The organism is Microcoleus sp. MOSTC5 (assembly GCF_036701825.1).
GTDB lineage: Bacteria > Cyanobacteriota > Cyanobacteriia > Cyanobacteriales > Microcoleaceae > Microcoleus > Microcoleus asticus.
Genome location: NZ_JAUBRK010000028.1, coordinates 17884 through 40748, shown reverse-complemented (window position 1 = coordinate 40748; position 22865 = coordinate 17884). Strand labels below are relative to the sequence as shown.

Here is a 22865-nt window from a genome sequence, read left to right as displayed (position 1 = left end):
TATGCAAGTCCAAGAAGTAAACCTCGATCGAGCAAGTTGCCCTGTAGAACGCACTCTAGACGTGATTGGCGGGCGCTGGAAGGTCTTGATTCTGCGGGAGTTGTTTGAAGGAGTGAAGCGTTTTAACGAGCTGCAACGAGCAGTCAACGGCATTACTCAGAAGATGCTGACGCAGCAACTGCGGGAAATGGAATCAGACGCGATTGTGCACCGGGAAATTTACCTGCAAGTGCCGCCAAAAGTTGAATATTCGCTAACGCCTTTGGGCGAAAGTCTCAAACCGATTATTAATGCCATGCACGAATGGGGAATTCACCATATTAGCGAAGATGGAAAATGAGCGGTTTCTAGATGGTTTTTTTCCGTCTTCCGACAGATTTCAAATTTTCAACCTAGTTCAACAATAATAATATGAACAACATAGAGCGTCTCGCCACCCTCAACCGCATCCGCAAACTCAGCCGCCTGATGGATACCGCCATTGGCATCCCCGGCACTAAATTTCGCATTGGTTTAGACCCGATTATCGGTTTAGTTCCGGGTGCTGGGGATATCGTAGATACCGCGTTTTCCGCCTACCTAATTTATTTAGCAACTCGATTCAACATCCCCCAAAAGACTCTAGGCAAAATGATTTACAATATCGGTCTAGAAGCCGTTGTGGGATCGGTACCTTTAGTCGGAGATATCTTCGATGCTTTTTATAAATCAAACATGAGAAATCTGGCGCTTTTAGAAGCACACCTCGAAGCAGTTGAACCAGAACTAGCCGCAGTTGCAGAACCTATTCCTCAACCTATTAAAATGTAGGGCTGGTGCCACAAACAATAATTGTAAATAACCAACAATCTCTCAAACCCGCCCCCACCAAACGAGAAATCCCCGCGCCTATTTTTCGCATTTAAAATGTAGGGGCGGGTGTCACAAACAATAATTGTAAATAACCAACAATATCTCAAACCCGCCCCCACCAAACGAGAAATCCCCGCGCCTATTTTTTGCATTTAATATAAATTAAGGTTGATGTGGATTATTTGTTAGGTGGGGGCGGGTTTCTTAGATTGTTCATAGCTGGCCGGTATTATTTGTAAAACCCGCCCCTACATTTTAATCATTGATGTCGTTTAACCGCTTCCACGAAAGCAATAACATCTTCTTCTCTAGTATTAAAAGCCGTTACCAGTCTAAGAGTACATTCATCCCAGCGATAAAACATAAAACCCTCAGCTAAAACCGATGTAATTACTGATTCTGGAAGTTGAATAAAAATCTCGTTAGCTTCAACTCGATGGCAAAACTTCGCTCCCTCAACTCCCGCCAAACCTTCGGCTAATTTTGCTGCCATATTATTTGCATGAGCCGCATTTTTCAGCCACAAATCATCCGTTATATACGCTTCCAACTGCGCCGACAAAAACCGCATTTTCGAGAAAAGATGGCCGCTGCGCTTGCGGTAAAAAGGAAAAGTCTTTGCCAATTTTTGATTAAAAAATACCACAGCTTCCGCAGCCATTGCGCCGTTTTTTGTCGCTCCAAACGATAGAATATCGACACCAGCGCGCCAAGTAAGATCCGCAGGAGAACAGCCAAGACTGGCGACAGCATTGGCAAAGCGAGCTCCATCCATGTGCAGGTGCAAATTGTGGCTGCGAACCACTTCCGAAATGTGGGAAATTTCCGCTGGATTGTAGACAGTTCCGGCTTCCGTTGCTTGAGTGATGCTGACGGCTGCCGGCTGTACGTGATGGACGACACCTGCACCAGCTTTCTCGATAATTTTTTCTAAAGTCTCTGCGTCTATTTTACCATGATTTCCTGTTAATGTGACTAACTTTGCACCGCCTGTAAAAAACTCCGGCGCGCCGCATTCATCGAGATTAATATGAGAGGCCGCGTGACAGTAAACAGCCCCGTAAGGAGGAGTAACAACCGCAAGGCCTAGCGCATTAGCAGCAGAACCAGTTGCTACAGGAAAAACAGTCACAGATGTCTCGAACAAATCCGAAAATTTAACTTGCAAACGCTTTGTATATTCATCATCTCCGTAAGACATCACAGCACCGCAATTAGCTGCTGCAATCGCTGCCATAATTTCCGGCGAAACCCCGGTTGCATTGTCGCTACAAAAATTCATTAGAATAATTGGTAAATAGAATCTATAATATAACTCAACACTCAACAGTCAACACTCAAGCATTAAACCAAGAGGAAGAATTATGGCCGAATATCGCCAAATAGAATACCGCATCGGCAAAGACGGCAAAATTACCGAAACCGTCCTCAACGCCACTGGTTCGAGTTGCACCGAAACCACCGCCGGAATTGAAAAAGCTCTCGGAAAAGTAGAATCTCAAGACTTGTTGCCAGAATACTACCAAGGCGAAGAAAATTTGAGCGTTGAACAAACGCAGACTTTAAAACAAGTTTAGAAGAGTTAAAGATGTTTGAGATCCTCGGTGCAACAGTTGATGTAACAACAGTGCCTGCCTTCAGCTTCGCGCTGGCTGTCGGGGGCATTTTTCTAATTTTAATCTACCTTTATGCTGCATCTGAGGCGGGAGATGCGATCGAGTTTAAGTACGATACAATTCTGCGGGAACGCATGAATCAGCTAGACATTCTCGATTGGCAAGATTTAGGCGAAAAAGCAGGCTTAAGTCGCTACGCGGTGCGTTTAGTGCGGCAGGGAGACGTGGGAAACCTCAAGCTAGACCAACTGAGGCGACTGGCAAAAGTGCTGAATTTGAATTTTCAAGAGTTCGATCGCACTTTGATCGCGCTGCCAATATCGGCTACAATCACAACTAATCCCACCGAAATTGAAGAATTAAGGCAGCAGTGTTTCCGGCTGCGAGAAGAATTGCAGCAGCAAAAAACTCAACTAACTGCCGATTTTCGCCGCGCTACATTTGAACAGTTGCAAACTTTGTTAACCAACTACCCCGCCGCCCGCAAAATGGCAGAGGCCAAGCCGGATATGCCCGCCAAAAATCTTTCTGCTCTTTTTACTCCGTTAGAAAATCTGTTATCAAGCTGGGATTTTGAAACGATTGGTTCTGCGTGGGAACAAACTGCTTACAATCCGCAGTTGCACCAGCCAGATGTTGAGGATATAACAGAAGGAGAATTAGTTTATATTCGGTTTGTCGGCTATCGGGAGGGAGAGCGAATTCTTACGCCTGCTAAAGTTAGTCGCACCCTGCCAGGTGGCATAAAAAATTAAGTAAGGGGCGCAATGCGACCCTACAAATAGAGTAGATTCGTAAGTCATATAAAGTAAAGTTAGCTGCACCACCCTGGGCAGCATGAAAAATAAAATCTAAAATCTAAAATCTAAAATCTAAAATCACCATGACTACAGTTGCCATTGACTTCGGCACCAGCAACACGGTTGTCTGCATTCTAAACCCGGATACGCAAACACCAGAAACTTTGAGATTGGGCGAGATATCCCGCATTTTTAAAACGCATAAATCGAGTGAAGAACCCCGAGAAATACCTGTAGTACCGACTTTGGTATTTGTGAAAAGTGCGGGGGAGTTAATATTGGGAGAAAAAGTGCGATCGCAGCGTTTAGGACAATCCCAGCCAGACCGTTTTTTCAAAGCTTTTAAACGCAATTTAGCTGCCGACTTTCAGCCGCCACCCCGCAATATCGACGGCGAAACCTACACACCAGAATTAGTAGCCGAACAGTTTATTAAAAGTATTTGGAAACAATTATATTTCCAAAATATACAGCCAGAAAAAGTAATTTTTACAGTACCCGTCGGAGCATTTGAGCGATATCTAGATTGGTTTCGCGACTTAGGAGAAAGTTTGGGAGTTGCGGAAGTTCAGGTAATAGATGAATCCACAGCCGCCGCCCTGGGATATGCAGTAAAACGCCCCGGTTCTCTAGTTTTAGTAGTTGATTTTGGTGGCGGAACTTTAGATTTAAGTTTAGTTCGTACTGCTCTAACCCCCCCCTTACCCCCCCTTGGTAAGGGGGGGAGAAATCTCGCTCCCCCCCTTGACAAGGGGGGGCTGGGGGGGGTGCGTGCCGAAGTGTTGGCAAAATCCGATGCTTATGTAGGCGGCGAAGATATTGACATCTGGATTGTCGAAGATTATTTGCGGCAAATTGGTTCGTCGCGGGCAGAAGTCGGCCCAGTTGGCTGGCAAAACTTATTAGAAATAGCGGAAAAATTAAAAATTCAACTTTCTCAAGTTAATGAGGCGAAGGAAAGCTGGTTTGACGATGAAAATTTTATGTCTTACGACTTGCAGGTAAACCGAGACAAGCTTGAGGAAATTCTGGAATCTAGGCAGTTGTTAGAACAGTTGCGGGAAAGTTTAGATGAAGTGCTGAGTATTGCACTGGGAAAAGGTATCGGTAAAGCAGATATAGAACAGGTTTTGCTGGTAGGAGGAACTTCTCTAATTCCGGCTGTATCTAATTTAGTGGTTTCGTATTTTGGGCGGCAAAAAGTCCAAACAGATAAGCCTTTTGAAGCTGTAGCGCACGGTGCTTTAGCGCTGACACAATTGGCGAGTGTTGACGATTATTTGCGCCACAGCTATGCAATTCGCCTCTGGGAACCTTATGCTAAAGCTTATGCTTATTCGCCGATATTTAGCAAGGAAATGAAGTATCCCTGTCAAAGTTGCGAAGAGTTGACGTTGCAAGTGGCAATTGAAGGCCAAAGGGAAATTCGGTTAGATATTGGGGAAGTTGCGGAGGTATCGCAAGCGGAGGTTATTTTTAACGAAAAAGGGCAAATGACGAGCAGTTGGCTCAACAAACAGACAGATTTTCGCTCTCTGGAAAGCCACCACCAGCAGGTTTGCGTGGCGCATTTGAATCCGCCCGGGGTATTGGGAATTGATCGGGTTTCGGTGAGTTTTGAGGTGGATGAGAGGCGGGTTTTGTTGGCGACGGTGCGGGATTTGGTGACTGGTAAGGTGTTGGTGGAAAAAGGGGCGATCGCCAAACTGCAATAATGATAAAATTTTTAGATAACATTCGGATATTGAAATCGGTACTACACAAACTCTCGTCCGGATGGTGCGCGGACGGAAGAATATTTATTTAAATCAAATTTATGCCGCCATGAAAAAGCAACAAAATAAATTCAGCCACCTGACGGCCATCGAAAGAATTTCCCTGTCATTTCCAGCCAGATTTTTATTGGATAAAAACTTGCTGCAAGGGAAAGTCTTAGATTTTGGGTGCGGCTTCGGTAGCGATGTTAGATTGTTGCAGCAAAAAGGCGTGAATATTGCGGGTTATGACCCTTATTATTTCCCGGAATTCCCCGAAGATAAATTTGACACCATCATTTGCTTTTATGTTTTAAATGTTTTGTTTCCTGAAGAACAAGCTAATGTCCTGATGGAAGTGTCGCACCTGTTAAAACCGGGAGGAAATGCGTATTTTGCGGTGAGAAGGGATATCAAAAAAGAAGGCTTTCGAGAACATTACGTGCACAAAAAACATACATATCAGTGCATTGTCAAACTTCCATTTAAGTCAAGTCATTTAGATGAGTATTGCGAAATTTACAAATACGTGCATTACAACCATCAAAGAAATTCAACTAATAACTGCATATTCTGCAATCCTTACAAAAACCTTATTTTGCTAACTGAATCAGCAACAGCTTATGCGATGTTTGACGGTTATCCCGCCAGCAAAGGTCATGTTTTAATCATCCCCAAGCGTCACGTTGCCAATTATTTTGAACTGCCGTTTCGAGAGCAATCTGCTTGCTGGTTTATGGCTAATAAGGTACAAGAGATGTTAAGTAAAGAATTTCAGCCTGACGGGTTTAATGTGGGAATAAATATTAATAAACAGGCAGGTCAAAGTCGAACTCACGCGGCTATTCATGTGATCCCGCGTTATAAGGGCGATGCGGCTGGGAATAAAGGCGGAATTAGGTATGTGATTCCAAAGAGTGAAAAATAAAAGTTAGCCAATTGTGAAAGGAATTCTTTTTTACCGCAGAGGCGCAGAGGAATAGAGAAGAGAGGAATTCATAATTTTTGTAAGGATTGTTATATTTGAGCAAACGGCGAGCAAAATAAGGTTAAAATGTGTTTGCCAAGTCTAAAACTACACATTAGCAGTAATTTGGTGTTCTGTTTATGTCTAAGCGCAAAAAGCAAGAATGGCTCAAGGAAACCCTAGAGCTTAAAGAAGACCACAATTGGAAGTCAAAGCCTGGAACTCGAATTTTTGTAGCAGGAAGAGGTGCAGTCCGCTTTGATGTCCCGGAAGATTGGCATTTTGAACCGGATACTAAGTCGTTCCGATTTACGGATAAAAAGCCGCCGGATGATGATTGTTGTTTGGAGGTTTCGTTTAATTTGCTACCACCTGGTAACTGGGCAGATTTTCCGCTGGTGCCGCTATTACAGAAGGTGGTTGAAGATGATACGCGAAATCCGATCGCTCCTGGGGAAATTATCCAATTGAAGCGGCAAACTGCCCGCATTGTTTGGACTGAATTTAAGTTTATAGACCCTCCCGAACAGCGGGAAGCTTATTCGCGGATCTGTATTGGATTGGGTTCTAATGTTCAGTGTTTGATTACTTTTGATTACTGGGTTGACGATGCAGAACGTTTGACTCCTGTCTGGGATACGGTGATGGATTCGTTAGTTCTGGGTTTGTTTATTAGCGACCCTCGAACAGGGTTCGCACGTCCAGACTAGACCGATTTTTTGGGAAACTTTCAACAACTAATTTTGCTAAGTGTTGGATTGGCAAGCGACCTGTCAGTAAATTTAGAAGCTACATTAAACTTTACAACCGCTTTGCCATGAAAATATCTGGCTTGCCAATTCCGTTCGCGTCGGGCATCACTCCCACGATCGCAAAACCCATTTTTTGATAAAATTCGTAGGGATGACCGCGCAAATTTCTAATTTTGGCGACGTGTTCCCAAACGTTAGGATAAAGATTGATGCCTGAAAGAGTGGTTTGATTGTCTTCGTCGTCGGTACCCACCCACAGCACGATCCCTCCCCGGTTTTTAGCTTCTGTTGCTAAATCAGCTACGAGCGATCGACCAATTCCTTGTCCGCGAAATTCTGTTCCCACTACCAGCGGGTGCAGTTCCCAAACATTACCGTCATACTGTTTAATCCCGCCAATCCATCCCAAAACTTGATTGCTGTCGCCGACAGCAATTCGACTGATGCGATCGGCTCCCAAAGATTCTTGCACTTCTTGCAAAGCAGAATTTATATCGGGCCAAGCATCGGGCCAATGCTCTTTAAAACCTTCAACTATTAATCTAGCTACCTGTTGAATTTTTGGCTCGTCAACCGCACGCAAATCTGTAATTTGTACGTTCATGAATTTACATACTAAATCAAGGATTACGGACTATAGCCTTTCTCAGTAAGATGAGGTTCTCTCGGCTCTAGGGCATAGGGCATAGGGCATAGGGCATAGGGCATACCTCACTTTATTGAGAACTGCTATAATACCGCTCACAAACCGGATTTTATAACCGGGGAAACGGCAAAAACGAATTATTATTCATAGTTTTCAGGCTCCTTATGTTCCAAAGGGAAAAGTTATTATTGAAAACTTGCGATCGCCCGTTAGCGTTAGCGAAGCGATCCGAAGGAAAGCCCTGGAAGAGGATCGCCAATTCCCCGCAAAATACTAACACAAGTGCCGTACAATTATCCCACCATCTGGCATCAACCAACCTGCTAACCCCATGCTTTGCGATTACCTGGTACAAATCCTCACCGCCCGCGTCTACGATGTTGCTCAAGAAACAGCCCTAGAAGTAGCCCCGAATCTATCAGCACGGCTCAACAATAAACTTTTGCTGAAGCGAGAGGATATGCAGTCGGTGTTTTCCTTCAAACTGCGGGGTGCGTACAACAAAATGGCGCAACTGTCGCCGGATTTGCTAGCACAAGGTGTCATTGCAGCTTCCGCCGGCAACCACGCCCAAGGAGTCGCCCTCGCCGCCCGCCACCTGGGAACTCGCGCGATCATAGTCATGCCCGTAACGACCCCGCAGGTGAAGGTAAATGCGGTGATATCCCGGGGCGGAGAGGTAGTTTTGCATGGGGATACCTACGACGATGCCTACGCCTTTGCGCGCCAATTAGAGGCGGAAAAAGGTTTAACTTTTATTCACCCTTTTGATGACCCGCACGTAATTGCGGGACAGGGTACGATCGGCATGGAAATTCTGCGGCAACATCAAAAACCAATTCACGCGATTTTTGTGGCAATTGGTGGCGGCGGATTGATTTCGGGAATTGGGGCTTATGTCAAGCGGTTGCGGCCGGAAATTAAGATTATTGGAGTCGAACCCATCGATTCCGATGCAATGAATCAATCGCTGAAAGCGGGTAAACGGGTGCGTTTGTCGCAGGTGGGTTTATTTGCTGACGGCGTTGCTGTGCGGGAAGTGGGGGAGGAAACTTTTCGGTTGTGTCAGGAGTATGTGGATGAGATTATTTTGGTGCATACGGATGATGTTTGCGCGGCGATTAAGGATGTTTTTGAAGATACGCGATCGATCTTAGAACCTGCTGGCGCTTTGGCGATCGCAGGTGCGAAAGCTTACGTGGAACGGGAACAAATCGCAGGACAAACATTAATTGCTGTTGCTTGCGGCGCGAACATGAATTTCGATCGGCTGCGTTTTGTAGCAGAAAGAGCCGAGTTTGGCGAACGCCGCGAAGCTATTTTTGCAGTCACAATTCCTGAAAAGCCGGGAAGTCTCCGCAGGTTTTGCGAATGTCTGGGCAAACGCAATTTAACTGAATTTAGCTATCGAATTGCGGATGAGAAAGAGGCACATATTTTTATCGGTGTACAAATTCAAAACCGTGCCGATGCGGTGAATATAGCCGCAAGTTTTGAAGATTGTGGTTTCAAGACTTTGGATTTAACTGATGATGAATTAACGAAATTGCACGTGCGGCATATGGTGGGCGGGCGTTCGATGCTGGCAGATCATGAATTGTTTTATCGCTTTGAATTTCCCGAACGTCCGGGTGCGTTGATGAAGTTTGTCGGTTCGATGAGCCCTAACTGGAATATCAGCGTTTTTCACTATCGAAATAACGGCGCAGATTACGGGCGAATTGTGGTGGGAATTCAAGTACCGCCCGATGAGATGCAGGAATGGCAGGCTTTTTTGGATACGCTGGGCTATCAGTATGGGGATGAGAGTAAAAATCCGGCCTATAAGCTATTTTTAAGATAGTTTGGGTTGTGGTCTTGAAACAAATTAATATTTATGAACAGGATCAAAAAAATATTGCCGTTTTTTTTGATGATTTTTGCTGTTGCTGTTGTGGCAGCAGTTGCACATTTTGCGATCGAACAACTTTCCAGCCCAGTCAGTTATTTTCAACCTGTGGATACCAGAGATGGTGCAGAGTTGTACAAAAAAGAACTACCCAACGGAAATCTGGCTTATTTGCAAGTTATTAACGTCCAAAAAATGCAAATAGACCAGCTAATTGGAGAGGTCGATCGGATGGCTTTCAATAAAGGATTGTATTATCAGGGAGAAAACAAATATTACAGTCCTTTCTTTAAGAGCAAGTTATTCTCTGAAGTTACAGGAGAATACAAAAAACTTTACGCTAACGATGTTTTTTCCGTGATTAACTGTTCTTTTTTTGAACAATACGAACGCAGCACGCAGCTATCTTTTCCTATCAAATTCAACGGTCAAGTTATTACTGGCGGTAACGGCCTCTACGGCCCCGTCAAGAAACCCAAAGATGGGCAGTATAAAAATGTTCGATTGAAAGCTTTGGTCTGGAACGATCGAGAAGCATATATCACAAATTACGAACCGCAAACCGGAAAGCCATTGAATCAAAAAGAAGTACAAAATGCAGTTGTTACTTACGAATACAAGCACCATCCAGCTAAACTCATATCTAAAAATCCTGCAAATAGGTATCACGTCATCGGTACGCTGGACAAAGACGGTCGCAAGGGTAATGAATTGCTGGCAATTATCACAGTTAATGAAGCGACATTAGATGCAGCAGCTAAGTTAATGCGAGAATTCGGAGTGAAAGGAGATATCGTGACGATCGACGGCGGACTCTCAACTTATCTATTCAATCCTAAAATCGGCGAGATTATGTTGCCTCAATCAAATAATATTGCCACTCGCGAACTGCCGCACTATTTAGGATTTAGGAATAGAAAAGCTCAGACAGCTTCACCAAAAATATTGGTGGATCAACCAGCAGAAAAAGTGCAGGTGGAAGCAAATAAACCTTATTTGATTTTCTGGAGAGACAACATTCAGGATGAGGTCAAGATTGAGCTGTATCAAGAGAATAAGTTGGTTGAAAGCATAGCCAACCGCGCGACTAGCGATGGGGTTTATGAATGGAAACCTAAGATTGCTGTAAAATCAGGGTCTTTGATTCGGATTTCAAGTGTTAAAAATGCCAAGGTGTCGGGGGCTTTGCAGTTGTGATTGTTGTTGGCAAAGAAATCTCATTGCGATCGCAAATTCCGCACATCCTCTATACTGAGTCGGGTTGTTTGACCGATCGTTGCATCATCTAGGCGATCGACCAATTGCCGCGCGATCGCCTGGATGATGCGATCGCGCGGCGGTATGATATTCCTGACGTTGAAACGATTTGGTAGTTGCGGGCGATCGCACTTGGGTTTTCTGGTTAGGGCGATCGGGCAAAACGTACAATGCCCAAACCTTGCTATAATAAAGAATCTTAAAAACTTAACACTAAAGGCTGAGGTTAAAGTCCTGACAATAACTTCACAAGAAACGGATGTAGAGATTCAATAATTTCCCATTGTTCTGGGACAGGGAGGGGAAATTACTATTCTCCAGTTTTTACAAGATTCTCTCAATGTTAATCAGGGAGATATGCTGGTATTACTCCCAATAGGTAATCTGATTGTGCTTGCTCCCAAACAACCTCAAGCTCCCCAATTAATCGATCGGATTGCAACGATTATGAAAAATGAAAATGTGGCTTTGACTGATTTCTTGGCTGGTTTAGAAGCCGAGAGAGAGGCGATTTGGCGGGAGAAACAATCTTGATGCGTAGGATATTTGCCCAGGAAACTCTAGAGGCAAGCCGATGGAGTTAATCTTCAAGTAGCGTGAATTATGCAATTTAAAATATTTTCGGAAGTGAGTTTAAAAGAAGATATTGCTGAATCCAATTTGCCCAAGGGAACTACTGCAATTATACCTCACTAGGCGATCGCGCACTGATTTTGAAGCTGGATACATAGATAAAGACGATCGCTATGGTGAAAGCATCGTTATCCCTGCTACCGAAAAACTTTGCTTCTTATCTCTGCAATTCGATGGCTTTTTTCACTGTCGTCAAACGACGAAGACCCTCATTTTTCAAAACACCTAAAATTGACAAGCGGTTTTCGTCAATAATCCGGCGTGTGGTGATTCGGTCTGGATAACACCTCATAAACATATTTGTAAAGTGCGAGCCGTAGTGGATATGCTCATCGCTTGAGGGAGCGAAAAGAGGGCGGACACAAGCCTCGAAATTCGGCTCGTGGAAGTAGGCTATAGCAAATCGCTCCCTCGTATTCAGCCTGACTTTATGTGGTGTTGAGAGGAGGTAGCCATTGGTGAGGAATTGCAGAATATCGCCAGGAAATACCGTTAGTACGCTTGGCACAGGCTTCACCAATATCCAGGGTTCCTCATTTTCATACATACCCCCCATACTTTCAGTCGGCAGCCAATTTCTGTTTCTCTTTTCCCCTTCAACTGGTGGACGTATATAGAGGCCACCCACATCATCCTGGGCCGCGATCACCAATAGGCCGTAATCAGTATGTGCACCGATTCCTCTCGTTGATTTTTGAGATAACGCCGGGAATCGCAATACGCGCATATGATGCCAACCATCCTTGGTCAATTCCGTCAAAGCGTTAATGTCATCCAGTTCCAAGCCCAGGGCCGTCAGTTTCAGCAATTTCTCGCCGATTGAGCCTAGCTCGTCCATGTATGCTTTCATGCTTTGTTGGTAGTCCTCATCAGGCCAAGGCGCCGGACCATGACAAGGCCATTGCGCTTGTACACGCCTATCATTTAGTGGAACATCTTTGCAAACAGTGAATATCTCGGAATAATCGGACTCCCCAGCGGTGACTTCCTCGCCCGAAGCAATATACCCACTGTAGGTAAGATCGCTAATGAATTGGGATTTCGACTCCAGAGGCATACCAAAGAACCGCCTGCTCGCGGCAAAAGTTCTCTCGCTCTTTCGCTCCTGTATTTTGTTCGTGGCCACGTGAAAGATACCGTCCCTTCTCCATGCCTGAATCATCTGGCGAGCTAGGTCAATATCGGATTGTCTTCCAGTGATACATTCGGGCAGATGAAATATTTGCAAATTAGACACTTCGATTTTCTCTTGGTATTTATGGGTCAGATGTATATAGCAGTTATTGGATAGATGAGGTAGAGGTTTCAACTTAAAAAGCTTGAGTACACTGGGTTTAGGCTTACTCCATCTTTGTGAGAACCGCTATATGTATTTTTATCTATAAATACATATAATAGCTTGCTCACCACCTGTCAAGCCCAAAAAGTTGGAAAAAGCTGGAAAAAGTTTGGTATAGTAACCATCCTATCTCACCATCCCAGCTCTGGACAGTCCTGAGATCTTGCAATTTGTCGATCAAGCTGTTTGCGCCAAGACAGGCAAACATCTAAACAACTTGCAGCGGGGGATTCTTGCGGGAATACTGAAGCGTCAAAGATATGCTGGCGTTGCAGAAACTTATGGTTATAGCTCCCAGCACGTTAAAAATGCTTGTCACGAACTTTTGCAAATGTTATCTGAGGTGTTTGGTGAACAAGTTAAAAAAAGTAATCTTGAATCCGTCCTAGAACGACATATAAATCAGAATATAACAACTTTGGTTAATAAAAATAATCAAAAATTTATTGGTATTAGCTATATTAACAATTGCCCTACTCCCTCTACTCCTACCCCAGATCAAAGTCAGCCGGAAACTCCCGACTTGCAGGAGGAAAGCAAAAATCAAACTAAGATGGAAACAATAGATAAATTACGGCAGTTGGGCTTGAGCGACGAGCAAATTGCAGAAGCGCTAGATATACCTTTAGAGCAGGTTAAACAGGTGGACTTGGAGGAGTAAAGTCTGGTACAGTAATAAAGAGGTAAGTTTTGAAAATAAATTAGGAGAATCAAGTGAAAATCAAAATTATCATTCACGAAGCAGAAGAAGGCGGATACTGGGCAGAAGTTCCTGCTATTCCTGGCTGTGCAACAGAGGGAGAAACCTTCGAGGAACTGCTGCAAAACCTCTATGAAGCAATCGAAGGTTGCCTTAGTGTAGATATTGAATCCATCGAGACAAATGAGCGAGACAAAATTATGGAGATTGCTATATGAACTCCATGTCTGGCAAAGAGTTAGCAAAGCTGCTAGAACGTAATGACTGGATATTATTAAGAGTTCAAGGCAGTCACCACATCTACGGGAAAGCTGGAAGCTCAATCCGAATTTCTGTGCCAATTCACGGTAATAAATTTTTAAAAGTTGGATTACTCAGACACTTGTTAAAACAGGCTGGTTTATTGGAAAATACCCATCAAAATAGCAGCACAGTTGAAGAGTCAAATAATGAGAATAAGGAGGCGGATGAATCTGATGCAATCCAGGAAGAACAAGAATGACAACGACGCCTTTGAAAAGGGAAAGCTGGTTTCAGAGAGTGATAATTAAAGATTGGGCGCGCACTTACGATGAAAGCAACAACCCAGCCTACAAGCTATTTTGGGAAACGATCGCAAATCCCTGCAATAAAGGTTTCGCCGTCAATCGGTGGAGTATGTTCGGACATGGCAACAGCAGCATCTATCTTAACTCGTACACCATCGATCCACTGGCGATCGGCGAGAGCTGCTTGGAACTCATCAAGCCATTGGAGAAACTCTGCGAGTTCATTTTTTGAAAGTTATCTTACTGCTGTCTTTATCTCTGCAATGTTCATGGGTAATTAACTTTTTTTGCTAATAGCCGTTTACCTGTGTACTCTAATTATATCGCGACGATCGCATTATACCAAATCCGCTCTCTTCTCTTCAGTCCCCCTCTGCTCGGACTTCGTTTGACTCTATGCAGCGATTTCAATCGCCGGGTGACTGACAAATCAGCAGCAGGGAAAGAGGAATCTTCGTCTGTGGATGTGTCGGCTCCTCGAATTCACAGACCCTCCAGCCAGATTCCGACACTTGTTGAAACCACGAACTAACGGTGCGAAAATACCACGGCATTGGCTCTCGAAAAGCTCCGCCGCAGTTGTCGAAAGTCTCGGTTTTCCATCCATCAATATAGGGCTGTTCCTGAGACGCTGTGAATGGATGAACTGTCTGGATCGACAGATGTCCGTCTGAGACTATTGCTTTGCGTAACGATCGCAATAAATCTCCAATTTCCTCACCGAGTAGCGAGAAATTACAGACAATTCCATCGTATGGTTGACCGAGTATCGCTGGATCGGCAATAATCTCATCGTAGCCGATCGCCCGAAAGCAACCGCCTCCTTTCTCGCGAGCTCGATCGACCAAAGCAGCGCAACCATCAACTCCAACAACCTCAACACCGTGCTTTGCTAGGGCGCGCGTCAGCCAACCTTCACCGCATCCAACATCCAAAACTCGCCGAGGCTTATAGCGCAGCACTGCTTGCAGAATAGCGTCATCGGTTGCTATCCGGCGACTTTCGATTGTGTTGTATTGGATCGCCTGTATCCATGCGTCAGCATTAGCCTCCCAACTTTGTTGAATTTGTTGTTCAGGGCGATCGAATTTCATGGTAATTCTATTATTGGTACTAAGCCCAGGCGCATCTAAATTTTACAATCAAGTTTGATGAAATTCTTGTGGGGTGTCCCCCCGCCGGAAAAGTACAACGCAAGATGCCCGACAGCTTAGGACTTACGAATAAATCTGATTTTTAACCCGATTTTGCGTAAGTCCTGGGTACATAAAAACGAGTTAATAAAGCGCGATTCTTAAACCCATCGACCGACTACAACTCTCACTGTTCCATCTGCCAAAGTTTCCTCTTCTTCAACATGAAAACCCTCTGACTGCACCGCCGCCATCAAACTTTTGCGCGCGTATTTTTGACTGATTGAATTGACAAATTCCTGCTGATTAATTCGAGCGCCCCAAAAATCCGCCACCAATTCGTAATCCTCTCCGCTGCGGCGAAAACCCAAATCGTAACCGTTGGATTGCCTAATCACGTAGTCGGCATTAGTTTTGTCACCCCGATAACCCCGTACCTGCACATTGCACTCTACTTGATAACCCAACTCTTCCAACAGTTGATGTAGCAGTTCGCCATTCTTGATCTGAACCTTGATCGTTGTGAAGTGTGACATATCACTTTCGGATTTGTGTGTGAAACGCTGATTTGATTATAATACTATAAACTGCAACAGTCAACAAGTTAGAAGTTGCGATCTTAAACGCGGTTTGAGCTTCAGCGAAACCAGCCAGGTTACAAGCCCCCGAATTCATATGTTCAGAAAATCACAACAGAGTATCCGATAACAATTGCCCCTATTTATCCGTGCGTGAGCTCGCTTTTTTTACTCATCCAATTCTTCAATCTAAAATCCAAAATCTAAAATCCAAAATCTAAAATCTAAAATCGTATGATAGCCGACAATTCTAACCAACCCAGAGAATATGATGCCGTCCTCGGCGGCCAAAGTCAAATCCCGATCGCCGGCGCTGTTTTGGGAGGCATCGCCGGGGTCAAGCAGCGCTTCAACAGTCCTAGTATCGAGTCGCGGATTGCCGCGGTTAAAGATGCTCCTAAATACGGAGGCGCTGGTTTAAATTTAGCAATTGAGGCGCTGCTTGACCCCGCATCAGAAGTGCAGCGAGTTGCTTATTTAATTTTGCGATCGAGGACAGAACCTCTAGTGCGCCAAGCTTTAAAAGAATTCGTCCCTTACAAGCTTTTTGACTGCATCCGCACGGTCAAAACAGGGACAAATGTTGCGATTAGTCCCGGAGGATCTCGCACGGCTAGTTTGCACGGGAAAATAATTAGAATTTGCGATTTAGAGACAGGAGAAATACTCTATACTGTTGACAAGTATCCCCGCGCTCAAGAAACTTTTGTCCTTTGCCAAGAAAGCGAAGTTTTTGTGAGAAGCAGAAATACTCCGAAACACCGTGCGATCGAAATTTGGCAGGGAGGAGAATTGCGGCATACTTCCCTGGGACATGAAGCGGAAATTAGCGCAATTGTCATCAGTCCCGACAGTCAAGTTATCGCCAGCGGTTCGGCAGATGCTACTATCAAAATTTGGAATTTAGAAACGGGAAAGTTAATCTGTACTTTTGGCAATCTTTTAACTTGGGGAGCTCATAAAGCAGGAATTGTTAGTCTTGCTTTTAGCCCGATCGCACAAACTCTCGCTAGCAGCAGTTCTGACGGTACAATTAAGCTGTGGAACCTCCGCAGCAGAGAATGCTCCCAAACAATTAAAGGTTATGCGAATTGTCTGGCTTTCAGTCCAGACGGGCAGACGTTGGCTACTGGTGGCTGGGACAGAAATATTCAACTGCGACAGCTATCGAATCCAGATAGTCCAATCACTTTGGTCGGGCATTTTAACTCGATAAATGCGATCGCCTTTAGTCCCGAAGGACTCACTGTTGTCAGTGCAAGTGCTGATGGTAATATCAAATTTTGGAATGCCAGTACCGGCGAACATATTCACACTCTCAGCGGACATCAAACCTCTGTTACTTGTCTTACTTTCAGCAGCGATAGTGAAACTATTATTAGCGGCAGTATAGACAAGAATATCAAAATTTGGGGAATTAATTGAAGGAATAAGGAAGAAAGAAGAAAGAAGAAGCAAGACAGAAGAAGTAAGAAGCAATCGATCTCATGATTTTCAACAATTAAGCACCTCCTAACCATTCAGGCGCTGGCTATATTTCCAAATTACCGATTCCCGATTCCTCGGTGCGTGAATCTACGCAAAAAAATATAATAAATTTACAATTCCAGTTCTTGTGCAAGCCGATAATTGCGGAACTTATTTTTGTAATAGTATACATACTTACAGTAAAAGTACCAATTGGCAGCCATTATTCACTTGATTGTCAATTTCTGAACAGTCGCCAGAAACCCTGAGTGAGCCACAATTCCTGAATCCTTTAAACTAGCTTTAAACTATCGCATATTGCTTGGATGAGTATCGAAGCTAACTGTAATATTTGACTGAAAAAGTTTATGCTTAAAAGATAGGCTGGGGTTAAATATACAGTGCATCCCAGAGTAACCATGTCACACTGCAACCAATCCATCTGTCGTTCCCCCAATATCGCAGAAATGTGCGACACTGCTGCTACTTGGCAGCAAAAAGCCGATCGACTAACGGTAGAATTAAACAGCACCCAAGAGCGACTTCACGCAGAAATCGATCGGCTCAAACAAGTCAATGAAACCCTGCACGCTGCCGTCAGTTGTGCCTCGATTTTCCTGTGGGCAACAGACAGAGAAGGCAAGTTAACCCTTACAGCAGGGAAAGGATTAGAAAATTTGGGACTCAAACCAGATGCAACTGTTGGGCTGTCGATTTTTGAAGTTTACAGCAGCCAGCCAGATATCTTAGAAAATATTGCCGAGGTACTAGCAGGAAACGATCGCACTTGGAATGCCCGAGAGGGACATTTTATGTACGAAATTCGATCCGCCGCCCTGCGAGATGGAAACGGCGAAGTTGTCGGGGCAGTGGGTGTTTCTACTCAAATTACCGAGCGCGAGCAGTCCATCGCCACTCTGGAAACGGTAAATCAAGAATTAGAAGACAGACTTCAGCAGCAAACGGCAGTCTTCCATGCAGCACTTGCTGAAAGCGAAAAAAAGTACCGCAACCTCGTAGAAACCTCCCAAGAATTGATTTGGTCGATCGATATTGAAGGCCTCTTGACTTTTGTCAATTCCGCCGCCAAACGCATCTACGGTTACGAACCGCCAGAAATGATCGGCCGTCGCTTCACCGATTTTTTAGTTCACGACCCAAAAAATAGACCAAGAGAAATATTTGCCCAACTTTTAGCGAGAACCAAAATTCAGCCACAAACCGCTAATTCTCCTTACGAAACAGTACATATTCGCAAAGACGGGAGTACCGTCCATCTGCGCGTCAACAGCATCGTCAACCAAGCTGAAAACGGCGCTATTTTAGGCTTGTGCGGAACGGCGATAGATATTAGCGATCGCAAGCGATCGGAAGAAGCACTCCAAGAAGCTACAGACCAACTTCGCGCCGTGTTAGATGCCGTGCCCGGACTAATTTCTTGGATCAGTTCAGATTTGCGGTATATCGGAGTCAACCAGCACTTAGCAACCTCGTTCAAACTGTCTCCTGAAAGCTTTGTCGGTCAAGAAATCAACTTTCTCGACAAAGGCTCGAGTTTTGAAGAAATGATCCGCAATTTTTTTGACAGTTCATCTCAGCAAACTTCCCAAGAAATAGACATACAAATTAACGGGTTAGTCCGAAATTATTTGATAGTAGTTCAGAAATATCTTCAGGGAACCGCAGCAGTTTGTGTAGGGACAGACATTACCGAACGCAAGCGTGCGGAAGCTCTAAAAAACCAATTGATCTGCTCGCTGCAAGAATCAGAACACAAATTTCGCAGCCTTTATGAAGCCACCAGCGACGCAGTAATGTTGCTCGACGAACAATATTTTTTTGACTGCAACCACGCCACCTTAAAAATATTTGGCTGTAGCAACAAAAAAGAATTTTACGGCAAGCATCCGAGCGAATTTTCCCCGCCGTTTCAGCCTAACGGACAAGATTCAGCCAGTTTAGTATCACAGAAAATGAACACAGCAATGCTCGTAGGTAGCTGTCGATTTGACTGGGTACACCAACGACTCGACGGTTCAGAATTTTCCGCAGAAGTTCTGTTAAACGCAATGGAAATTAACGGACAAAAATTTCTCCAAGCAGTAGTACGCGACATTACAGAGCGCAAACGGGATGAGGATCAAATCAAAGCGTCCCTCGCCGAAAAAGAAGTCCTTCTCCAAGAAATTCACCACCGCGTCAAAAACAACCTCCAAGTTATTTCTAGTCTGCTGAAACTTCAGTCTCGCTACATTCAAGACAGCCGCGTTAGTGAAATGTTAAAAGAAAGTCAAAACCGAGTCAGATCGATGGCTCTGGTTCACGAACAATTATATCAATCCAAAGACTGGTCAAACATTGATTTTGCTGAATATATCCAAAATCTCGCCCACAATTTATTCCAAGCTTATGAAATTCATGCAGAAGGCGTTAAGTTGCAAACAAATATTGCGCCGTGTTCTCTTAATATTGATACGGCCGTTCCTTGCGGATTAATTATCAACGAGCTTGTGACAAATGCTCTCAAATATGCTTTTACAGGACAAATCAAAGGTAAAATTAACATAGATTTTACTTTAGGAAATAATAGACTTTGCGTGCTAACCGTGAGCGACAGCGGAATTGGTTTTCCTCAAGACTTAGATTATCGAAAAGCCCGAACGTTGGGTTTGCGACTGGTCGGGTCTTTAGTCAAGCAAATCCGGGGGAAAATAGAACTGTTAGAAACTGCTGGTACGACTTTTAAAATAACCTTTTCCCAACCCCAATTGCATTCTTAGGAGAGAATTTAGTGTTTAACAAAAAAATTCTGATAGTTGAAGACGAGAGCATAATTGCGGAAGACATTTCTGACTGTTTAATATCTCTAGGATATCGAATAACTGGTATGGTCTATTCGGGAGAAGAAGCGATTGAATCTGTAGTCCAATTCCGACCAGATTTGGTTTTGATGGATGTTAACCTGCAAGGAAAAATCGACGGCATTACAGCAGCAGCCGAAATTTTATCGCGCTTTCAAATCCCGGTAGTTTATCTAACAGCTTATGCTGACGAAAACACTTTGTGGCGCGTCAATGCGACCAAACCCTTCGGCTATATTGTCAAGCCCTTTGAGGAAAAAAACTTGCACACAACTATTCAATTAGCTCTCCACAGACATCAATACGATAGCTTGACAAACTTGCCAAATCGTTTGTTGTTCCGAGATCTGCTAAGTCAGATATTAGACAAGCAAAAAAAATGGTCAGCACTCATTCCCGTTATGACTCTCAGTTTAGATAGAATTAACCGAATTAACAGTACCTTGGGACACGAAATTGGCGACTCGGTACTTTGCAAATTTGCCGAGCGGCTTAGTAACTGCACGGAGAAGATTAATATTGTGGCTCGTTTGGAAGCGGCCCAATTTGCAATTGTTCTAGAACCAGTTGCGGAGAAACAGGATGCTGCCAAGATTGCTCAAAACATTTTAGATATTGTAGCCCAACCTATGATTGTCAAAGGGTCGGAACTTTACCTCACGGCAAGTATCGGCATTTCTTTATCTCCAAGCGACGCCAGCGATGGAGACCAGCTACTAAAAAATGCTTATACAGCTATGTACAATTCTCAGCAACAAGGGGGCAATAATTATCAGTTTCATACTGCAAAAGTCGCGCATAGTTCCATCAAAAGATTCAATCAAGAAACTTTTCTCCGCAATGCTTTAAAGCGCTCGGAATTTGAAGTTTACTATGAGCCACAAATAGAAATTAAAACAGGGAAAATTATTGGTGCTGAAGCTTTGGTGCGCTGGAATCATCCAGAAAGGGGCAGAGTTTCTCCGGGAGAATTTATTCCCATGGCTGAAGAAATGGGCTTGATTGCACCGCTGGGCGAATGGGTGTTAGAGACTGCTTGCAGGCAAACTAAAGTTTGGCAAACACAGGGTTTGCCGCCGCTGCGGGTAGCAGTCAATGTGTCAGCCCGCCAGTTTGAGCAAAAAAATTTGACGGAGAGAGTCAGACAAATATTGACAGAAACTAATCTCGATCCTAAATGTCTGGAATTAGAATTGACGGAAAGTCTGATTTTGCAAGATGAAAAGACGGCTGTTCAAGCTTTTACAGCGTGGAGAGATATGGGGATTAGCATAGCAATTGATGATTTTGGAATGGGATATTCTTCTTTGAGTTATCCGAAACGCTTTCCGTTTGATGCGATCAAAATTGACAAGAGTTTTATTCGCGATATTGCAGAGGATCGCCAAAATGCAGCGATTACAATAGCGATTATTCAAATGGCACACGGCATGAACATGACTGTGATTGCTGAGGGGGTAGAAAATGAGTCGGAACTTGCTTTTTTGTGCGATCGCGAGTGCGACGAAATTCAAGGTTATTTTTTCAGTCAGGCTTTGCCAATGGCTGAGTTTGAAGAGCTGCTTAAAAGCGATAAGTGCTGGGAGTTATAGCATTCGGCAGTTATGCTGAAGCCAGTTATGCACGAGGCAATAAAAGCAAGACTTTCAGTGCTAACCAAATCCATTGCTTGTTGTCCTTGTTAGCTACAAATCACCACATTTTATCGCATTGAATGGTCGATCGACCTTTTTTCAATCGTATCTTGACCTGCGGCGCAACTTCTTATGGTCTGAGGATGGTCTGAAGATGGCTGGCAGCCGCTGCTATACTGGGATGCCTGAGATGTGGGAGACGATCGTCCTGTCTGTAGAGTTAGCTGGTATGAAGCAGAAGCCTCTGCTTGTTTTGTTGGGATGCGCTTGCCGACGGAAGCGGAATGGGAAAAAGCGGTAAGTTGAAATTCGGCAGAGTAGTTCGCTCTCAATATTTTATAGATTCGAGAAGCTCAACCTCTTCAAGATTATAGGTAACGATAACGCCACAGGGTCTCATCAGAGCATTAATAATAGGATTACCTGAGAATGTAATGAACGTAACAGAAGCGATTTATTAAAGCTTGCATACTGTACGCAATTATTCAACCGAGACGTTAAATAGCTGAAATCCTCTCCCCAAGTCTCTCTCCCTCGGGCAGACGGGCACAAAACCCCGAGAGGAGCAAAGCCCCTAATCTCCGATCGGCTCGGCTATAAGGTTAAAACGTTCGGCGTTAGGTGAGTAAATTACTTTGGCTAGGTTCCTAGAAATTCATAGATAGGATTCTCTGCTCGCTGCGAGCAGTCTTTAGTGATTGCTTACGTCTTATCTCTAAACTCTCATACTGTTTCAGTACCCAAATACTTATGAGCTATCAGTTTGATTTCTCAATTGTCTGGGATAATCTTGCTTTACTATTTGCAGGTGCATTAACGACCTTCAGGATATCAGTTATCGCGATCGCATTCGGTCTAGTCATAGGCATTATTGGGGCAGTCTGTAGAACCTCTGACAACAAAATCCAAAATGCGATCGCTTTAGCCTACGTGGAGGTTATTCGGAATACCCCGTATATCATCCAACTGTTTTTCATCTTCTTTGGGATGCCAAATTTGGGCATCAAGTTAACGGCAGAGCAAGCATCAATCTTGTCACTTGCTTTAAACTTTGGTGCTTATTCGACCGAAATTGTACGGTCTGGAGTCGAGAGCATTAGCAAAGGTCAAACCGAAGCAGGAATGGCACTTGGCTTCAACAAGATATCGGTTTTTCGGTACATCATTCTGATGCCTGCCTTGGCGAATATTTATCCGGCCCTGATCGGACAGGTGATTTTGGCAGTGTTATTTACGAGTGTTGTATCTCAGATTGCCACGGAGGACTTAACTTTTGCAGGAGATTTTCTCAATTCTCGGACTTTTCGCAGTTTTGAGGTTTACTTTGCCATATCGCTCATTTATTTAGCGATCGTTTGGACGATCAAAGGAATGTCATATCTAATTGAGCGACGATTTTTTAAGTTTGCACAGTATCGACGATAGTTAATTGGAAAGATA

Annotated in this window: 25 protein-coding genes; 18 read left to right on the top strand and 7 right to left on the bottom strand. The window is 44.1% G+C overall.

The features are described 5' to 3' along the window. Position 1: 1 nt before the first annotated feature. Together QUA54_RS17035 and QUA54_RS17030 are read left to right on the top strand one after the other, a co-directional pair. The gene (locus tag QUA54_RS17035; protein ID WP_333415553.1) at positions 2–340 is read left to right on the top strand and encodes a helix-turn-helix domain-containing protein; all 339 of its coding nucleotides are present in this window, start codon (positions 2–4) and stop codon (positions 338–340) included. A gap of 71 nt (positions 341–411) precedes the next feature. Next, positions 412–810 (top strand): DUF4112 domain-containing protein, encoded by a 399-nt coding sequence (locus tag QUA54_RS17030; RefSeq protein ID WP_333106950.1) that lies wholly within the window; start codon positions 412–414, stop codon positions 808–810. 301 nt (positions 811–1111) lie between these two features. On the opposite strand, the gene QUA54_RS17025 is transcribed toward QUA54_RS17030, so the two are convergent. Then, positions 1112–2134 (bottom strand): low specificity L-threonine aldolase, encoded by a 1023-nt coding sequence (locus QUA54_RS17025; protein ID WP_333415552.1) that lies wholly within the window; start codon positions 2132–2134, stop codon positions 1112–1114. A gap of 82 nt (positions 2135–2216) precedes the next feature. On the opposite strand from QUA54_RS17025, the gene QUA54_RS17020 reads away from it, so the two are divergent. The 5 genes from QUA54_RS17020 to QUA54_RS17000 all read left to right on the top strand — a co-directional run bounded on the left by QUA54_RS17020 (position 2217) and on the right by QUA54_RS17000 (position 6699). Continuing rightward, the gene (locus QUA54_RS17020) at positions 2217–2429 is read left to right on the top strand and encodes a DUF2997 domain-containing protein (protein WP_172187871.1); all 213 of its coding nucleotides are present in this window, start codon (positions 2217–2219) and stop codon (positions 2427–2429) included. Between the two features lie 11 nt (positions 2430–2440). Further along, positions 2441–3223 carry a helix-turn-helix transcriptional regulator gene (locus tag QUA54_RS17015; protein WP_333415551.1) on the top strand — a complete coding sequence of 261 codons (783 nt, stop codon included), beginning with the start codon at positions 2441–2443 and terminating at the stop codon, positions 3221–3223. 128 nt (positions 3224–3351) lie between these two features. Further along, on the top strand, positions 3352–4983 hold the full coding sequence (locus QUA54_RS17010; RefSeq protein WP_333415550.1) for an Hsp70 family protein: 1632 nt from the start codon (positions 3352–3354) through the stop codon (positions 4981–4983). 109 nt (positions 4984–5092) lie between these two features. Then, the gene (locus tag QUA54_RS17005; protein WP_333415549.1) at positions 5093–5950 is read left to right on the top strand and encodes a bifunctional class I SAM-dependent methyltransferase/HIT family protein; all 858 of its coding nucleotides are present in this window, start codon (positions 5093–5095) and stop codon (positions 5948–5950) included. A gap of 179 nt (positions 5951–6129) precedes the next feature. Continuing rightward, the gene (locus tag QUA54_RS17000; RefSeq protein WP_333045531.1) at positions 6130–6699 is read left to right on the top strand and encodes a hypothetical protein; all 570 of its coding nucleotides are present in this window, start codon (positions 6130–6132) and stop codon (positions 6697–6699) included. A 91-nt stretch (positions 6700–6790) separates the two neighbouring features. Here QUA54_RS17000 and QUA54_RS16995 read toward each other — a convergent pair whose 3' ends face one another. Continuing rightward, entirely contained in the window at positions 6791–7345 is a 555-nt protein-coding gene (locus QUA54_RS16995; RefSeq protein ID WP_333415548.1) for a GNAT family N-acetyltransferase, read from the bottom strand. A gap of 352 nt (positions 7346–7697) precedes the next feature. On the opposite strand from QUA54_RS16995, the gene ilvA reads away from it, so the two are divergent. Next, the gene (gene ilvA / locus QUA54_RS16990; protein ID WP_333415584.1) at positions 7698–9230 is read left to right on the top strand and encodes a threonine ammonia-lyase, biosynthetic; all 1533 of its coding nucleotides are present in this window, start codon (positions 7698–7700) and stop codon (positions 9228–9230) included. 33 nt (positions 9231–9263) lie between these two features. Then, complete coding sequence (locus QUA54_RS16985; RefSeq protein WP_333415547.1) at positions 9264–10472, top strand: hypothetical protein; 1209 nt, start codon at positions 9264–9266, stop codon at positions 10470–10472. Between the two features lie 84 nt (positions 10473–10556). On the opposite strand, the gene QUA54_RS16980 is transcribed toward QUA54_RS16985, so the two are convergent. Next, on the bottom strand, positions 10557–10703 hold the full coding sequence (locus QUA54_RS16980; protein ID WP_333415546.1) for a hypothetical protein: 147 nt from the start codon (positions 10701–10703) through the stop codon (positions 10557–10559). A 186-nt stretch (positions 10704–10889) separates the two neighbouring features. On the opposite strand from QUA54_RS16980, the gene QUA54_RS16975 reads away from it, so the two are divergent. After that, positions 10890–11066, top strand: a complete 177-nt coding sequence (locus tag QUA54_RS16975; protein WP_333415545.1) for a hypothetical protein — start codon at positions 10890–10892, stop codon at positions 11064–11066. A 256-nt stretch (positions 11067–11322) separates the two neighbouring features. Here the strand turns inward: QUA54_RS16975 and QUA54_RS16970 are convergent, their stop codons facing one another. Next, on the bottom strand, positions 11323–12402 hold the full coding sequence (locus QUA54_RS16970; protein ID WP_333415544.1) for a 2-oxoglutarate and iron-dependent oxygenase domain-containing protein: 1080 nt from the start codon (positions 12400–12402) through the stop codon (positions 11323–11325). A 265-nt stretch (positions 12403–12667) separates the two neighbouring features. Between QUA54_RS16970 and QUA54_RS16965 the strand changes: the two genes are divergently transcribed. Genes QUA54_RS16965 through QUA54_RS16950 form a run of 4 tightly spaced genes read left to right on the top strand, consistent with a single transcriptional unit; the run spans position 12668 to position 13984 of the window. Then, the gene (locus QUA54_RS16965) at positions 12668–13165 is read left to right on the top strand and encodes a hypothetical protein (protein WP_333415543.1); all 498 of its coding nucleotides are present in this window, start codon (positions 12668–12670) and stop codon (positions 13163–13165) included. 53 nt (positions 13166–13218) lie between these two features. Continuing rightward, positions 13219–13422 (top strand): type II toxin-antitoxin system HicB family antitoxin, encoded by a 204-nt coding sequence (locus tag QUA54_RS16960; protein WP_332960085.1) that lies wholly within the window; start codon positions 13219–13221, stop codon positions 13420–13422. After that, the gene (locus tag QUA54_RS16955) at positions 13419–13706 is read left to right on the top strand and encodes a type II toxin-antitoxin system HicA family toxin (RefSeq protein WP_333415542.1); all 288 of its coding nucleotides are present in this window, start codon (positions 13419–13421) and stop codon (positions 13704–13706) included. The genes QUA54_RS16960 and QUA54_RS16955 overlap by 4 nt, the downstream gene beginning before the upstream one ends. Then, positions 13703–13984 carry a hypothetical protein gene (locus QUA54_RS16950; protein ID WP_333415541.1) on the top strand — a complete coding sequence of 94 codons (282 nt, stop codon included), beginning with the start codon at positions 13703–13705 and terminating at the stop codon, positions 13982–13984. Before QUA54_RS16955 ends, QUA54_RS16950 begins: the two co-directional genes overlap by 4 nt. A 175-nt stretch (positions 13985–14159) precedes the next feature. Here the strand turns inward: QUA54_RS16950 and QUA54_RS16945 are convergent, their stop codons facing one another. Both QUA54_RS16945 and QUA54_RS16940 read right to left on the bottom strand, forming a co-directional pair. Next, a complete protein-coding gene (locus QUA54_RS16945; RefSeq protein ID WP_333415540.1) occupies positions 14160–14846 on the bottom strand; it encodes a class I SAM-dependent methyltransferase in 687 nt (228 codons plus the stop codon). A gap of 200 nt (positions 14847–15046) precedes the next feature. Further along, positions 15047–15421 (bottom strand): DUF1257 domain-containing protein, encoded by a 375-nt coding sequence (locus QUA54_RS16940; RefSeq protein WP_333189013.1) that lies wholly within the window; start codon positions 15419–15421, stop codon positions 15047–15049. A gap of 276 nt (positions 15422–15697) precedes the next feature. On the opposite strand from QUA54_RS16940, the gene QUA54_RS16935 reads away from it, so the two are divergent. From QUA54_RS16935 to QUA54_RS16925, 3 genes are all read left to right on the top strand, one after another. After that, positions 15698–16888 (top strand): WD40 repeat domain-containing protein, encoded by a 1191-nt coding sequence (locus QUA54_RS16935; RefSeq protein WP_333415539.1) that lies wholly within the window; start codon positions 15698–15700, stop codon positions 16886–16888. Between the two features lie 461 nt (positions 16889–17349). Beyond that, entirely contained in the window at positions 17350–19710 is a 2361-nt protein-coding gene (locus QUA54_RS16930) for a PAS domain S-box protein (RefSeq protein WP_333415537.1), read from the top strand. A gap of 11 nt (positions 19711–19721) precedes the next feature. Beyond that, the gene (locus tag QUA54_RS16925) at positions 19722–21383 is read left to right on the top strand and encodes an EAL domain-containing protein (protein WP_333415535.1); all 1662 of its coding nucleotides are present in this window, start codon (positions 19722–19724) and stop codon (positions 21381–21383) included. A 110-nt stretch (positions 21384–21493) separates the two neighbouring features. On the opposite strand, the gene QUA54_RS34485 is transcribed toward QUA54_RS16925, so the two are convergent. Continuing rightward, positions 21494–21757, bottom strand: coding sequence for a hypothetical protein (locus QUA54_RS34485; protein ID WP_445301562.1), 264 nt, complete (start codon positions 21755–21757; stop codon positions 21494–21496). Between the two features lie 418 nt (positions 21758–22175). Between QUA54_RS34485 and QUA54_RS16915 the strand changes: the two genes are divergently transcribed. After that, a complete protein-coding gene (locus tag QUA54_RS16915; protein WP_333201064.1) occupies positions 22176–22850 on the top strand; it encodes an amino acid ABC transporter permease in 675 nt (224 codons plus the stop codon). The last annotated feature ends 15 nt before the right edge of the window (positions 22851–22865 follow it).

What these genes read in the sequence shown, in the direction of transcription:
- QUA54_RS17035 (WP_333415553.1), top strand. Translation starts at nt 2, where the DNA reads ATGCAAGTCCAAGAAGTAAACCTCGATCGAGCAAGTTGCCCTGTAGAA.
- QUA54_RS17030 (WP_333106950.1), top strand. Translation starts at nt 412, where the DNA reads ATGAACAACATAGAGCGTCTCGCCACCCTCAACCGCATCCGCAAACTC.
- QUA54_RS17025 (WP_333415552.1), bottom strand. Translation starts at nt 2,134, where the DNA reads ATGAATTTTTGTAGCGACAATGCAACCGGGGTTTCGCCGGAAATTATG.
- QUA54_RS17020 (WP_172187871.1), top strand. Translation starts at nt 2,217, where the DNA reads ATGGCCGAATATCGCCAAATAGAATACCGCATCGGCAAAGACGGCAAA.
- QUA54_RS17015 (WP_333415551.1), top strand. Translation starts at nt 2,441, where the DNA reads ATGTTTGAGATCCTCGGTGCAACAGTTGATGTAACAACAGTGCCTGCC.
- QUA54_RS17010 (WP_333415550.1), top strand. Translation starts at nt 3,352, where the DNA reads ATGACTACAGTTGCCATTGACTTCGGCACCAGCAACACGGTTGTCTGC.
- QUA54_RS17005 (WP_333415549.1), top strand. Translation starts at nt 5,093, where the DNA reads ATGAAAAAGCAACAAAATAAATTCAGCCACCTGACGGCCATCGAAAGA.
- QUA54_RS17000 (WP_333045531.1), top strand. Translation starts at nt 6,130, where the DNA reads ATGTCTAAGCGCAAAAAGCAAGAATGGCTCAAGGAAACCCTAGAGCTT.
- QUA54_RS16995 (WP_333415548.1), bottom strand. Translation starts at nt 7,345, where the DNA reads ATGAACGTACAAATTACAGATTTGCGTGCGGTTGACGAGCCAAAAATT.
- QUA54_RS16985 (WP_333415547.1), top strand. Translation starts at nt 9,264, where the DNA reads ATGAACAGGATCAAAAAAATATTGCCGTTTTTTTTGATGATTTTTGCT.
- QUA54_RS16975 (WP_333415545.1), top strand. Translation starts at nt 10,890, where the DNA reads ATGCTGGTATTACTCCCAATAGGTAATCTGATTGTGCTTGCTCCCAAA.
- QUA54_RS16955 (WP_333415542.1), top strand. Translation starts at nt 13,419, where the DNA reads ATGAACTCCATGTCTGGCAAAGAGTTAGCAAAGCTGCTAGAACGTAAT.
- QUA54_RS16950 (WP_333415541.1), top strand. Translation starts at nt 13,703, where the DNA reads ATGACAACGACGCCTTTGAAAAGGGAAAGCTGGTTTCAGAGAGTGATA.
- QUA54_RS16945 (WP_333415540.1), bottom strand. Translation starts at nt 14,846, where the DNA reads ATGAAATTCGATCGCCCTGAACAACAAATTCAACAAAGTTGGGAGGCT.
- QUA54_RS16940 (WP_333189013.1), bottom strand. Translation starts at nt 15,421, where the DNA reads ATGTCACACTTCACAACGATCAAGGTTCAGATCAAGAATGGCGAACTG.
- QUA54_RS16935 (WP_333415539.1), top strand. Translation starts at nt 15,698, where the DNA reads ATGATAGCCGACAATTCTAACCAACCCAGAGAATATGATGCCGTCCTC.
- QUA54_RS16930 (WP_333415537.1), top strand. Translation starts at nt 17,350, where the DNA reads ATGTCACACTGCAACCAATCCATCTGTCGTTCCCCCAATATCGCAGAA.
- QUA54_RS16915 (WP_333201064.1), top strand. Translation starts at nt 22,176, where the DNA reads ATGAGCTATCAGTTTGATTTCTCAATTGTCTGGGATAATCTTGCTTTA.